Annotated in this window: 16 protein-coding genes and 1 tRNA gene; 7 read left to right on the top strand and 10 right to left on the bottom strand. The window is 70.2% G+C overall.

The genetic code is table 11. The features are described from left to right. The first annotated feature begins 12 nt into the window (after positions 1 to 12). A complete protein-coding gene (locus ELY19_RS02960) occupies positions 13 to 789 on the top strand; it encodes a dioxygenase family protein (protein ID WP_126194871.1) in 777 nt (258 codons plus the stop codon). A gap of 20 nt (positions 790 to 809) precedes the next feature. Here the strand turns inward: ELY19_RS02960 and ELY19_RS02965 are convergent, their stop codons facing one another. From ELY19_RS02965 to ELY19_RS02995, 7 genes are all read right to left on the bottom strand, one after another. After that, the gene (locus ELY19_RS02965; RefSeq protein WP_126194872.1) at positions 810 to 995 is read right to left on the bottom strand and encodes a hypothetical protein; all 186 of its coding nucleotides are present in this window, start codon (positions 993 to 995) and stop codon (positions 810 to 812) included. Positions 996 to 1011: 16 nt separating this feature from the next. Then, positions 1012 to 1350, bottom strand: coding sequence for a DUF1801 domain-containing protein (locus ELY19_RS02970; RefSeq protein WP_126194873.1), 339 nt, complete (start codon positions 1348 to 1350; stop codon positions 1012 to 1014). A gap of 129 nt (positions 1351 to 1479) precedes the next feature. Continuing rightward, positions 1480 to 1552 (bottom strand) — tRNA-Ala (locus ELY19_RS02975). A 42-nt stretch (positions 1553 to 1594) separates the two neighbouring features. Then, positions 1595 to 2827: a divisome protein SepX/GlpR gene (sepX, locus tag ELY19_RS02980; protein ID WP_126194874.1), complete on the bottom strand. Its 1233-nt coding sequence runs from the start codon at positions 2825 to 2827 to the stop codon at positions 1595 to 1597. Between the two features lie 142 nt (positions 2828 to 2969). Further along, positions 2970 to 3602 (bottom strand): GNAT family N-acetyltransferase, encoded by a 633-nt coding sequence (locus ELY19_RS02985; RefSeq protein ID WP_126194875.1) that lies wholly within the window; start codon positions 3600 to 3602, stop codon positions 2970 to 2972. A 1-nt stretch (position 3603) separates the two neighbouring features. Beyond that, positions 3604 to 4845: a molybdotransferase-like divisome protein Glp gene (glp, locus tag ELY19_RS02990; protein ID WP_126194876.1), complete on the bottom strand. Its 1242-nt coding sequence runs from the start codon at positions 4843 to 4845 to the stop codon at positions 3604 to 3606. Between the two features lie 21 nt (positions 4846 to 4866). Continuing rightward, complete coding sequence (locus tag ELY19_RS02995; protein ID WP_126194877.1) at positions 4867 to 5769, bottom strand: UTP--glucose-1-phosphate uridylyltransferase; 903 nt, start codon at positions 5767 to 5769, stop codon at positions 4867 to 4869. Between the two features lie 60 nt (positions 5770 to 5829). Here ELY19_RS02995 and ELY19_RS03000 point away from each other — a divergent pair, with 60 nt between their 5' ends. Together ELY19_RS03000 and ELY19_RS03005 are read left to right on the top strand one after the other, a co-directional pair. Then, complete coding sequence (locus ELY19_RS03000) at positions 5830 to 6354, top strand: 5-formyltetrahydrofolate cyclo-ligase (RefSeq protein WP_227967146.1); 525 nt, start codon at positions 5830 to 5832, stop codon at positions 6352 to 6354. Positions 6355 to 6540: 186 nt separating this feature from the next. Beyond that, positions 6541 to 7443 (top strand): type IV toxin-antitoxin system AbiEi family antitoxin domain-containing protein, encoded by a 903-nt coding sequence (locus ELY19_RS03005; protein ID WP_126194879.1) that lies wholly within the window; start codon positions 6541 to 6543, stop codon positions 7441 to 7443. Between the two features lie 21 nt (positions 7444 to 7464). Here the strand turns inward: ELY19_RS03005 and ELY19_RS03010 are convergent, their stop codons facing one another. Continuing rightward, entirely contained in the window at positions 7465 to 8016 is a 552-nt protein-coding gene (locus ELY19_RS03010; protein ID WP_126194880.1) for a TetR/AcrR family transcriptional regulator, read from the bottom strand. 73 nt (positions 8017 to 8089) lie between these two features. Between ELY19_RS03010 and ELY19_RS03015 the strand changes: the two genes are divergently transcribed. The 3 genes from ELY19_RS03015 (at position 8090) to ELY19_RS03025 (ending at position 9871) form a co-directional block, all read left to right on the top strand. Further along, on the top strand, positions 8090 to 8350 hold the full coding sequence (locus ELY19_RS03015; protein ID WP_126194881.1) for an FmdB family zinc ribbon protein: 261 nt from the start codon (positions 8090 to 8092) through the stop codon (positions 8348 to 8350). Then, a complete protein-coding gene (locus ELY19_RS03020) occupies positions 8347 to 9150 on the top strand; it encodes an acyl-CoA thioesterase (protein ID WP_126194882.1) in 804 nt (267 codons plus the stop codon). The genes ELY19_RS03015 and ELY19_RS03020 overlap by 4 nt, the downstream gene beginning before the upstream one ends. Before the next feature lie 88 nt (positions 9151 to 9238). Further along, positions 9239 to 9871, top strand: coding sequence for an SAF domain-containing protein (locus ELY19_RS03025; RefSeq protein WP_126194883.1), 633 nt, complete (start codon positions 9239 to 9241; stop codon positions 9869 to 9871). A 3-nt stretch (positions 9872 to 9874) separates the two neighbouring features. On the opposite strand, the gene ELY19_RS03030 is transcribed toward ELY19_RS03025, so the two are convergent. Both ELY19_RS03030 and ELY19_RS03035 read right to left on the bottom strand, forming a co-directional pair. Beyond that, positions 9875 to 10861, bottom strand: a complete 987-nt coding sequence (locus ELY19_RS03030) for a PrsW family intramembrane metalloprotease (protein ID WP_164711495.1) — start codon at positions 10859 to 10861, stop codon at positions 9875 to 9877. A gap of 11 nt (positions 10862 to 10872) precedes the next feature. Then, the gene (locus ELY19_RS03035; protein ID WP_126194885.1) at positions 10873 to 11397 is read right to left on the bottom strand and encodes a hypothetical protein; all 525 of its coding nucleotides are present in this window, start codon (positions 11395 to 11397) and stop codon (positions 10873 to 10875) included. A gap of 70 nt (positions 11398 to 11467) precedes the next feature. Between ELY19_RS03035 and mscL the strand changes: the two genes are divergently transcribed. Further along, positions 11468 to 11923, top strand: a complete 456-nt coding sequence (gene mscL / locus ELY19_RS03040) for a large-conductance mechanosensitive channel protein MscL (protein WP_126194886.1) — start codon at positions 11468 to 11470, stop codon at positions 11921 to 11923. Positions 11924 to 12845 lie beyond the last annotated feature (922 nt).

The following is a 12845-nucleotide window of genomic DNA, read 5'->3' on the forward strand; positions in this document are numbered from 1 at the left end:
GGGAGGGAATTCATGACCACGATGCCCGCGCTCTTCCTCAGCCACGGCGCGCCGCCGCTCGTCGACGACGAACGGTGGGTCGCGCAGCTGCGCGGGCTCGCCGCCGAGTTGCCGCGGCCCGAGCAGATCCTCGTGGTCTCCGCGCACTGGGAGGCCGCGCCGCTCACGGTGGGCGCCACGGATTCCCGCGTCCCGCTCACCTACGACTTCGGCGGCTTCCCCGAGCGGTACTACCGCACCGTCTACCCCTCCCCCGGCGCACCCGAGCTGGCGGACCGGATCGCGGCCATGGCTCCCGACGATCAGCCCGTGCACCGGGATGCGCGCCGCCGGCTCGATCACGGCGCGTACGTGCCGCTCACCGTGATGTACCCCGACGCGGACATCCCGACGCTGCAGGTCTCGCTCCCCACGCTCGAACCCGAGGCGCTGTTCGGGCTGGGGCGGCGGCTCGCGGAACTCCGCGAGGAGGGCGTGATGATCATCGGATCCGGGTTCACCACCCACGGCCTGCCCTTCCTCACCGACCCGAGCGCCGACGCCGTCGCGCCCGGCTGGTCGGTCGAGTTCGACGCCTGGGCGCACGAGCGATTCGCCGCCGGGGATGTGGACGGGCTCATGCGGTTCCGGGAGGAGGCACCGGGGATGCCCTACGCGCACCCGCGGATCGAGCACTTCGCGCCCCTGTTCGTCACGCTCGGCGCGGCGACGGACCCCGAGGCGGCGCCCGCGGAACCCATCGACGGGTTCTGGATGGGGCTGGCCAAGCGCAGCATCGTCGCGGCCTGACACGCGACGGGCCGTCGACGTCAGGCCCCGTCGGGCCCCGCGGTCAGGTAGGCGAGGAGGGCGGCGTCGCCGGACTCGAGGCGGTCGACGATCTCGCCGCCGTCGCACCGGAGCAGGGCCACGACCGCCCGCTCGTCGGTGCGGCTCAACACCGTCCAGGTGCCGCCGGAGTCCTCCCAGCGCCGCAGCTGATCGAGCGGGGTCATGGCCGACGGGCCGCCGTCAGGCGACGGCCTTCGCGACCAGGGCCGCGATCCGCGCCTCGGTCTCGGCGTCCAGCGCCGTGACGTTCCAGACGATGGGATGCATCGTCGCGCCCTCCTCGAAGGCCGGGTTGACGGTCTCGCCGAAGCCGAAGGCGACGTAGTCCTTGCCCGGTTTGATGTAGCAGACGTCCTCGCCGCCGCCGACGTAGAACGGCAGGCCCCAGCGCACCACCGGCTCGAGTCCGGGCGCGTTCTCGCGGATGATCGCGTGCAGGCGCTCCCCGATCCCGTCGTACGGCGCGGGCATGGCGCGGAGCTTCGCGAGGACGGCGGCGTCGCCCTTCTTGGTGAACATGACGGTGGGCCTCCTGCTGTCGGGCGGGGACTTCACGCTACCGCGAGCCCACCGTCACGGGCGGCCCGGAAACGAGATCGGGCGGGGTTCTGATGTCTCAGAACCCCGCCCGATCTGCGGTCTCCTCTGTGGAGCTAAGGGGAATCGAACCCCTGACCTCCTCGATGCGAACGAGGCGCGCTACCAACTGCGCTATAGCCCCTTGCGGAACTCGAATACCTTAGCAAGCCCCGCGGCGAAACTGTTAACCGACCTTGCGCTCGTACGGTTCCCGCAGGTCAGCGGGGCGATCGAGGAAGTCGAACTCCTCGGCCCGGTAGCGCGGCAGGTGGTCGAAGGCGGGGTCCTCGTCGTCGATCTCCATGACGATGCAGCCGCCGCGGCGCAGGTGCGCCGGCACCCCGTCGCGCACCTCGGCCTCGCGGGCGCGCTCGCGCCTCGCCCGCTCCAGGCGCGCCATCCGGCGGCGCCGGATCTCGGTCTCGATCCGCACCGTCCGGCGCAGGTAGGCGAGGTAGACGACCAGCGCGAGTACCACCGCGCCGAGGCCGTACCAGGCGAAGGGGACGTTCATCAGGCCCGCGCCGAGCGCGACCACGGCGAGCACGCCCAGCACCAGGGTCACGCGCTGGCGGAACCGGAACCGCGCCTCGGTGAGCCGGGCGTCGTTCTCCGGGTCGTAGCCGCCGCGGCGGCGACGCGGCTCGGCGTCCAGGTCCTCGGCGAGCTCGGCGGCCGGGCGCTCGACGGGATCGAACTCCTCGGTCAGCTGCTCGTCCGCGGGCACCTCGTCGCCCTCGTCGACGATCTCGTCGGCCTCGTCGTACTCGGCGGCCTCGTCGTTCTGCTCATCCTGACCCTCGAGGTCGTCCTCGACCTCGGCGGCCGGCTCCTCGACCGGTTCGCCGACGGGCTCGACCGGCTCCTCGGCGGGCTCGGCCGGCGCGGTCACGCGCCGCACGATCGGCGCGGACTCCGGCGCGGCGGCCTCGTCGCCCGCGTCGGACACGACGGGAGCGTCCAGGTGATCGAGGTCGACGATCTTCGCCCGCGCGGCCATCGCGGCCCGCTCGACCGTGGGGATCGGGGTGGTATCGCCGTCCATCGGGCTGGAGCCGTGCAGGTCGTCGACGTCGGAGTCGACGTAGGCGTGCGCGTCGGCGTCCTCGTCGACGAGATCGACGTCGTCGTCGGCGGCGCGGTCGGCGGTCCTGCCCAACACGATCCGCCCGTCCTCGAGGTCCTCGACCTCATCGAGCTCCGCATCCTCGGTCGCGCGCTCCTCGGCGACGGTGGCCGCCGGCCGGATGCGCCGCCGCACGGCGCGCGTGGCGGAACCACCGCGGTGCAGCAGGCGCGTCTTCAGCGTCGCGTCCGACACCTGGTTCACCTTGGGGTGCCGCGCCGCGAGCATCGGAACGAGTACCACCAGCCACGCGACGATCAGCCCCACCCAGAGCAGTGTCTGCGGGATCATGTCGGCTCCCTCCGGCAATCAGCGAGCACGGATCACATCCGTGTAAGTCGCCTAGAAGGCTATTTCAACTGCGCGAATCAGCGCGCCCGACGCGCCGAAGCCAAACCCCAAAAATCTCAAACAGTCACTTCAGTCACACGGGTCAGAACCGGGCGCGGCCCGACCGGACCAGCCGCGCGACCATCGAATCCGCGACCTCCTCGGCCGTGATCGCGACGAGCAGGTGGTCCCGCCAGGCACCGTCGACGTGCAGGTACCGGCGCAGGAGCCCCTCCTCGCGGAATCCCGAATTGCGGAGCACGGCACGCGATCCGGTGTTCTCGGGACGCACGGTCGCGTCCACGCGGTGCAGGCGCAACGGCCCGAAGCAGTGGTCGACGGCGAGCGCGACCGCCGTCGTCGCGACCCCGCGGCCCGTCACCCGCCGGTCCACCCAGTACCCGACCCAGGCGCTCTGCAACTGCCCGCGCGTGATGTTCCCGATGGTGATCTGGCCGGCGTAGGCACCGTCGACCTCGATGACGAGGGGCACGATGGTGCCGGACCGGGCCTGCGAGCGCAGCGACGCGCACAGCGGCTGCCACTGCGACGCCGCGTGCCGGCGCTGCCAGTTCACCTCGCCCGACGGTTCCCAGGGTTCCAGTTCGGCCCGGTTGAGCAGCCGCAGCCGTGACCACTGCCGGCCGTCGCGGGCGCGGATGGGCCGCAGCCGCACGACGCCCGCGGCGGTGGTGAGGGGCCCGAGTTCGACCTGCCAGTCCGCTCCGAAGAACACGTCAGCCGCGCTGGGCGAGGAAGGCGACGACCACGTCGTCGCCCGCGCGGACCTCGGTGACCTCCGGGTCCACGACGATCAGACAGTTCGCCTCGGCGAGGCTCACCAGCAGGTGGGAGCCGTTGTCGGGGATCGGCGCGACCATGAACTCGCCGGTGTCCTCGTCGCGCATGAGCTGACCGCGGACGTATTCGCGGCGGCCCGCCGGCGACTGGTGCGAGGCGGCGCTCTTCGCGGTCACCAGCCGGCGCATCGGCTGCCGCTTGCCGAGCGCGATGCGGATCAGCGGCCGCACCATGACCTCGAAGGCGACCAGCGCGCTCATCGGGTTCGAGGGCAGCAGGAAGGTGGGCACCTGGTCGGCGCCGAGGGTGCCGAAGCCCTGGACGGATGCGGGGTGCATCGCGATCCGCTCGACCGCGAGGTCGCCGAGCTCGGCCAGCGCGGCGGTGATGTCGTCGGACGCACTGCCGCCGAGCGCGGAGGTCACGATGACCACCTCGGACCGCTGCAGCTGCGCCTCGACGGCCTCGCGCACCCCGTCGGTGGTGACGATGCCCACGCGGTGCACCTCGGCGCCGCAGTCGCGGGCGGCGGCGGCCAGCGCGTAGGAGGCCACGTCGTACACCTGCCCGGCGCCGGTGTCGCGGTCGATGTCGACGAGCTCGCGGCCCACGGAGATCACGGCGACCCGCGGCCGCGGGTGCACCAGCACCTTGTCGCGCCCGACGGCGGCGAGCAGGCCCACCTGTGCGGGGCCGACGACGGTACCGCGGCGCACGGCCACGTCGCCGGGCTGCACGTCGTCACCGGTGCGGCGGACGTACTGCCCGGACCGGACCGAGTGCCCGACGCGGACTTTCGACAGGCCACCGTCGGTCCACTTGTCGGGGAGGACGGCGTCGGCGAGGGTCGGCAGCGGCGCGCCGGTCTCGACCTTGACCGCCTGGCCCGGCTGCAGCCGGATGGGCTGGCGGTTGCCCGCGCGCACCTCGCCGACCACGGGCAGGCTCACGATGATCTGCTCGCCGGTCTCCTCGTCGGTGTCGCCGGCGGAGGCCACGTCGACCGAGCGCACGGCGTAACCGTCGATCGCGGCCTGGTCGAACGCCGGGAGGGCGTTCTCGACGACCACTTCCTCCGCGCACATGAGGCCCTGCGCCTCGGAGATGCCCACGCGCACCGGCCGCGGGGCGACCGCCGCCGCCGTGACCCGTGCCAGATGGTCCTCCACGGAGCGCATGCTCTCGGCCTCCTCGGTGCGTCAGTCTCGGTTCAGGCGATCCTGCAGCCACTCGCGCAGGTCGGGGCCGTAGTCGTCACGGTCCAACGCCAAGTCAACCGCAGCCTTGAGGTAGCCACCGGGATTTCCGAGGTCGTGTCGGGTTCCGCGGTGCACCACGACGTGCACGGGGTGCCCCTCGCTGATGAGCAGGGCGATGGCGTCGGTCAGCTGGATCTCGCCGCCGGCGCCCTTGTCGATGCGGCGCAGCGCGTCGAAGATCGCCCGGTCCAGCAGGTACCGTCCGGCGGCCGCGTAGTTCGACGGGGCGTCCTCGGCCTTGGGCTTCTCGACCATGCCGTTGACCTTGAGCACGTCGGGGTTGGCGGCGTCGGGCACGATCTCGACGTCGAAGGCGCCGTAGCTGCTGATCTGCTCCGGGGAGACCTCGATCGCGCAGAGCACGGAGCCGCCGCGCTTCTCCCGCACCTTCGCCATCGTGGTGAGGACACCGTTGGGCAGCACCAGGTCGTCGGGCAGGAGGACGCTGACCGCGTCCTCCTCGGGGTCGAGGACGGGCTCGACGCAGGCCACGGCGTGGCCCAGGCCCAGCGGCTTCTCCTGGACGACGGCCTCGGCGTGGATGAGGTTCGGGGCGCGGCGCACCTTGTCGAGCATCGCGGTCTTGCCGCGCTTCTCGAGGGTGCCCTCGAGGACCAGGTCCTCGACGAAGTGGGCGACGACCCCGTCCTTACCCGGGCTGGTCACGATGCAGAGGCGCTCGGCGCCGGCGGCCGCTGCCTCCTCCGCCACCAGTTCGATGCCCGGGGTGTCGACCACGGGGAGGAGTTCCTTCGGCACCGTCTTCGTCGCGGGGAGGAAGCGGGTACCGAGGCCTGCCGCGGGGACGATCGCGGTCTTCGGGATGGACGGCGCTGTGGTCATTCCCCCACCTTAGGCTAGGTCACGTGATGGTAACGATCCGAGTGGCTGGGAGTTCGCCGCGTGACCGCTGAATCGAAGGCCGCGTGGCGCGCGCGGTTCCGGCGCGGACGCGCGCAGATGAGCCTCCAGGCGCGGACGGAGGCCGCGGCGGCGTTGACCGCCGTGCTGGCCGAGTCGGACCTGGGTGAGACGGTCGCGGCGTACGTTCCGGTGGGCACCGAGCCGGGCTTCGTGCTGGACCGGGAAGTGCTGCTGCCGGTGACCCCGCCGGAGCCCGGGCCACTCGACTGGGCGTGGTCGGGCTCACTCGTCCCCGGGCCGTTCGGGTTGCTGGAACCCGCGGGGCCGCGGCTGGGCGCCGATGCTGTGAGCTCTGCCTCGACAGTGCTGCTGCCGGCGTTGGGCTGCTCCCGCGCGGGAGTGCGCCTGGGGCGCGGTGCCGGCTACTACGACCGGTCGCTGCGGCCGGGGCCGCGGTTGATCGCGGTGGTCTACGACGAGGAGCTGGTCGACTGGCTGCCGTCGGAGCCCACGGATGTGCCGGTGCACGCCGCAGTGACGCCGGCGGGGCTGGTGGCGTTCTGAGGTCGCCGAGGAATTCGCATCGGCGCGCTGTCGGAGGGAGATTTTCCCTCGGGACCAGGAGGGACGCGAAATCCCCGACATCGCTCGCGGCGGCGTTCTCCACAGGTTTGGGTACGAAACGAGTTCTCTCCACAGACAGGGCCGCGGAAGCCCCGGGGCATCCCCCGCCGCCTCCATCATCGGCCCATGACCACACTGGAATTGATCGAGCAGATGGCCGCCGCCGACGGTGGAGTCGTTTCCCGGCGGGCGTTGATTCGTCGCGGCGCCGATGCGGCGGAGATCGAGCGGTTGCGGAGCCGGGGCGTCCTCTCCGCCGTCCGCCGCGGCTGGTACTCGGTGCCCGGAGCGAAGCCGATCGTGGTGGCGGCGGTGAAGAACGGCGCCGCTCTCACCTGTGTCTCGGCGTTGCCCCACTACCCCGGGGTCTGGGTCCCGCCCGGCAGCGGCAGGACACATCTGCGCTGGCCCCGGCATCTCAAGCACCGGCGTACGCACAGGCAGTGTCGGGCGTACCGCACGCTCCCGTCGCCGATCCGTGCCGTCGATCCACTCCACACGGCGTTGCTGTGCGCGGCGAACTGCGTGAGCGACGAGAACCTGGTCGCCGTGCTCGATTCGGTACTCCGCCTCCCCGATCCGGTCACCATCGACGACCTGCACGTGGCGTTCGACGGAGCACCCCGTCGGATCGGTCGCCTACTCGGCCTCCTTGACCCGAAGGCGGGCTCGGGCACCGAATCCCTCACCCGCTACCGCCTGCACTGCCTCGGAATCAGGACGCGGTCGCAGGTGCCGCTGCCCTGGGGCATCGTCGACCTCCTCGCCGGCGAGAAACTGGTCATCGAATGCGACAGCGAGGAGTACCACGGCGGCGCTCAGCGGCGCGCCGACCTGCGGCGTGATCGCATCGCCGTGCGCGCCGGCTATCGCGTGATGCGGATCGACTACCAGGATGTGATCGCGAACTGGGACGCTGTCCGCGATGACATCCTCGACATCGTGCGGACCGACCGTCACCGCGGGAAGACTCGGGAGATCAGCATCGAGAACCGCACCGAGGCCGAATCCGGCTTCGAATCCGCGTGAAACGCGAATTCCCCGGAAGGCCTACACCAGGAGGCGGGTGATGTACTTCTCGCCGTAGGCGCGCAGGGCGGCGGAGTCGCTGATGTCGAGCCCGGTGGGCGAGTTCGACAGCAGTGAGCCGGTGATCCGGAGCATGAGGTCGACGACGGAGCACAGGTCGGCGTAGTCCTGTTCCGCGCCGGAGTTGCGCAGCCGGATCACGATGCCCTGGATGAGCAGGTCCCACACGCCGCGCGGGATGCGCAGGAAGTACTCGGGCTCAGCGGCCAGCACCTTGGACACGGCCATGTTCGCCTCGGCCTGTTCGATGCTGAGGACGAACACCTCGACCAGCGTCTGCTGCGGCGTGAACCCGACGATCGTCTTGTCGAGCTTGCGGCGCAGAGTGCGGATCTCGATGGCCACGACGCGGGCGATCAGCTGATCGCGGTTGGGGAAGATGCGGTACAGGGTGCTGCGGGAGACGTGCGCCTGCTTGGCCACCTGGTCCATGCTGACGCCGGGGATGCCGTTCGCGGCGATCACCTCACGAGCCGCGTCCACGATCCGCCGCGCAGGGGAGGGAACCGTCATAGCGGTATCGTATCCGCTCACATCCTTGGCACTCGAATCGCAGGAGTGCTAATTCGAGGGGTAGAATCAGCAGGTGCCTACCTATTCGTATCAGTGCAAGGAGTGCGGCGAGGCTTTCGACGCCGTGCAGTCGTTCTCCGACGATCCGCTGACCGTGTGCCCCAACTGCGGCGGTCCCCTGCGGAAGCTGTTCAACTCCGTCGGCGTCGTGTTCAAGGGCAGCGGCTTCTACCGCACCGATTCCCGCAGCTCCAAGGCCGATACCACGGCCAAGTCGGAGAAGAAGTCCGACGCGGCGCCGAAGGCCGACAAGGCCACGACCACGGGTTCATGACCCACGCCTTCGACGAGGCGACCGCCGTCGAGCCCGTCGACGGCGGTTTCCGCGCGCACACGCACCCGGCGTACAACAACATGGTCGGGCCGTTCGGCGGGATCACCGCCGCCACCGTGGTCGCCGCGCTGCAGGCGCATCCCGAGGCGCAGGGTCACCCGCTGAGCCTCACGCTCAACTTCGCCGCCCCGATCAAGGACGGCGCGTGGGACGTCGCCGTCACGGTGCTGCGCACGAACCGCACCAATCAGCACTTCACGTACGTGATCAACCAGGACGACGGTGCCGTCGCCTCCGGTACCGCGGTGTTCGGCACCCGCCGCGACACCTGGAGCGATACGGAGCTGGCCTTCCCGCCCGTGCAGGGCCCGGAGGACTACGCCGAGCTGTCGCTGCCCCCGTTCGTGGAGTGGGCCAAGAACTACGAGACCCGCTTCGTGGCGGGCAGCCTGGAGCTCGACGGTCCGCAGGACGACTCGACGACCACCATGTGGCTGCGGGACAAGCCGGCGCGCGCCCTGGACTACCCGGCGCTCGCCTCGATCTCCGACTCGTTCTTCCCCCGCGTCTTCCTGCGTCGCGGCACGTACGTACCTGCCGGGACGATCTCGCTGACGACGTACTTCCACGCGAGCCCCGCGGACCTCGAGCAGCAGGGCGAGGACTACCTGCTCGCGACCGCCCGCGCGGCCCGCTTCGGCCACGGTCACTTCGACCAGTACGGCCAGCTCTGGGGCCGGAACGGCACGCTCCTGGCCACGACGCACCAGATCGTCTACTACAAGGATCCGAAGGCCTGATCGGGGCGTTCCTCCACAGGTTCGGGGTTATCCACAGGCGCCCGTCCGCGGCCCCGGTCCCGACGGTCCGCCGTCGTAGCGTCCCGGCATGGACTCCTTGCAACCGACCGGGGCGGAACGGATCCGGGCCGCCCTGCGGCCGGGTTGGGCGCGCACGCTGACGGCCCGCCGCGCGGCGGCCGCGGCGTTGGCCGTGTTGGCCCTCGGTGTAGCGCTCACCAGCCGGCCCAGTGGGCCGCAGGCGCAGGTGGTGGTCGCCGCTCGCGAGCTGGGTCCGGGCGGCAGGCTCACCGGCGACGATCTGGCACTGCGCACCGTCCCCGCGGAGCTCGCACCACAGGACGCGTTGACCAGTCCCGGCAACGCCGTCGGCCGGTCCGTGACGGGGCCGGTGGGCGCGGGTGAGATCCTCACCGGCCGCCGGGTGCTCACCGACCGCACCGCGGGGCAGATCCGCCCGGGAGCGCGGCTCGTGCCGGTCTCGCTGCAGGACTCGGCCACGATGGACCTCCTGCGCGCGGGCGATGTGGTCGACGTGGTGGCGCAGCGCAAGGACGACTCCCCCGCCGTGCTGGCCCGGTCGGCGACGGTGGCGGTGGCCGCGGCGCCGCAGGCCACGCGGCAGCAGGCGCGGACGGCGATGCTCGCGATGTCGGAGGCGGAGGCGCACGCGGTGGCCGCCGCCGCCCTCAGCTCGCCGCTGTCGGTGGTCTTCCGATGAGTATCAGCCGACCCGGTAGGTCAGCTCGCGGATCAGCCACAGCTGTCGCTCGCGCGCGACCTCGGCGAACGCGGGGCCGTAGTAGTAGCGCAGGTACTCCTGGCCGGCGCGGCGCTGGGCGCGGGTGGGCAGCGTGGCGAGTTCGGCGGGTGGGGCGAGCGCCGCCGCCTCGGGAGTGCCGATCGCGCCCTGCAGCCACCGTCGTTGCTCGAGGATCATCCACCACCAGGCACCGCCCAGGAGGGTGAGCGTGACGGCGCACTTGAGCAGGATCAGCGCGAACACGATCATCGGGTTGTCGCCGCCGGGCGCGTTCCACCAGAAGTGCATCAGGTAGGAGAGCGCCACGGCGAGCGCCGCCAGGGCCGCGCGCGTGCGGATCAGTGCGAGACCGAGGGCGAAGAACGCCGTGTACACCCAGTGCGACTGGAAGCCGAACAGCGCCCGCATCAGCGTCACGGTGAGCGCCCCGGCGACGTCGGACTGCGCATCGCGCAGCGCGAAGGTGACCGCGTAGGAGAGGTTCTCGACCACCTGGAACCCGAGGCCCGCGAACCCGCCGACGGCGAAGATCTGGAGCGGGCGGCGCAACCGGTCCCGGAACATCACGAGCAGTAGGGCCACGCCTGCGCCCTTGATGGTCTCCTCATCGAGCGGGCCCACGAGCGCGGCACCCCAGTGGGTGGCGTCCGGGTCGTCGAGCACGTCGTTCACGGCGTCGGAGGCGAAGCCGTTGATCTGCAACGACAGCCCGCACGCGCCGATCGCACCCCAGGCGAAGGCGAGTGCCCACGCGCTGCGGACCTGGGCGTGGGACCGGTCGAGCGCCCAGATGATCACGGCGATGAGGGCGGCGGCGATCACGATGATCGGCAGCGCCGCCGCGATGCCGGAGCCGGACTCGGCGAACCGCGGCACCATGTCGCGGGCGAGGACGTAGCCGCCGCAGACCAGGCCCGCCACGAACACCCCGAAGGAGATCGTGGTCATACGCTGTCGCATCAGACCTCCCGCATCGAGCGCACGAGCGCGGCCAGATCGGGCACGGCACCGTCGGGCGGGCGGAGCGTGAGCACCGTGACCAGCAGCGTGTCCCGACTGACGACCGCGCACTCCCCCGTCCGGCCGCCGCCGGAAGCGGTGCAGCTGCGGCCGGTGAAGCGCGCACCACGGAGGTCGCCGGTGAAGCGGGCGTCGACGCCGCCGGCCTCGAACTCACGCAGTCGGCGCGGCGCGGCGGAGTCGAAATCGGTCATGCCCGTGGTGAGACGCACGGACAGCGAGCTGCCGGTGGTGTGGGCGAAGCGGACGACGTCCGCCCGGCCGGACGGCACCTTCTCCCATCCCGACGGTGCGCGGAAATCGACTCCGGCGTAATCGTTCCCAACACGATATGCAGAGTCGTTCACGGGCGTGTGTGGCGTCGGCACCGCGCGTTCGAGTCCGAACCACCCCGCGGCCAGGCCGCCGACGGCCAAGATCACACCGGCCGAAACGCCCGCGTCCACTGCGCGGATTCGATTCATACCGTTAGCATAAAGTCCGAAATTGCAACACGCGTCACTGGCGTTACAACCTCACGAAGGACACTCGAACATGCTCAAGGGATTCAAGGACTTCCTCCTCAAGGGCAACGTGCTGGACCTCGCGGTCGCCGTTGTCGTCGGTGCCGCGTTCACCGCGATCGTCACCGCATTCACCGAGAACATCGTGCAGCCGCTCGTCGCCTCGATCGGCGGCGGCAAGGACGTGCAGGGCCTTGCCTGGCAGATCGTGGACGGCAACGACAAGACCATCGTCGACTTCGGCGCGGTGATCACGGCCGCCATCAACTTCATCCTCGTCGCCGCCGTGGTGTACTTCGTGCTGATCCTGCCGTACGAAACGCTGAAGAAGCGCGCCAGCGGTCCGGCCACCGAGGACGAGGTGGATGTGCTCGTGGAGATCCGCGACCTGCTCGCCGCACAGGCATCGCAGCCCCAGGGCGGCGCGCACTCCGTCACCGAGCTTCCGCCCACGGGCCAGTTCCCCTCGCAGAAGCCGCAGGTCTGATCCACCCACGACGAAAGCCGGCCTCCCCACTCGGGGAGGCCGGCTTTCGTTCTCGGGGCACCGTCCGACCTGTCAACAAGTGCGACACCTGACACAGATCCGGTCCGCTGTTTCATTTCGGCCCAGCACTCCCACAGGTTGGGCGGCGACACAGCCTACTTGCAGCTGAATGCCTCCCAGAAGTCAAGGACGTACCTCGTGAACGGACCATCGGAAATCCTCGTCCACGTCCCCTCATCATTCCGTTCGGTGAACATGCTGACGTCGATCACTTCACCCGGCCAGAGGGTGGTAGACGGCGATGACTTCGACGGCTCCCAATGAGCCGTGACCATGCTACTCAGAGTGCACGGGCCGCTCGCATTCGCAGCGGGAACGACAGCGGCAGCGCCACCACCAACGAGCAGCAAGGCTGCTCCGGTCGAGACCAGCATCTTCTTCATATGCCTCACCATCTACTAGTTCATTCCATTGCGACAGTAATCATATCGTCAACGATTGAGCATATGATGGAATAACTAAATCTTCCCAAACTAGACACGTGCAGGCCGAAGCAAGTTTCACTTAAGTTCGCACCGCATTGTCGGAAATCCGGCACACATCATCACTACATGTGGAATGTGAATATCCATCACGAGGACTTTCGCCGGCGGGCATTGCGTCAATAGTTGAGACGGTGGCGATGCCGTCCCCGGAGGTAACGCCAGCATCTTGGCGATCGTGAGCACCTCCGGCCGAGTGAAGCGATCACCCCATCCCCGACTCGGAACTCGCCATCCCCTGCCGCACCTGTCGCAAGCACATTCAAGCGCCTGTGCACACCCCATCGACGCGGATCGTTTAGTCGGCGGAGGCGAAATCACCGCTCGAACCCGTGTCGCGACGAAGCCGGCCCCCCGCTCGGGGAGGCCGGCTTTCGTTT

It is taken from the genome of Tsukamurella paurometabola (assembly GCF_900631615.1).
GTDB classification, from domain to species: Bacteria; Actinomycetota; Actinomycetes; order Mycobacteriales; family Mycobacteriaceae; genus Tsukamurella; species Tsukamurella paurometabola_A.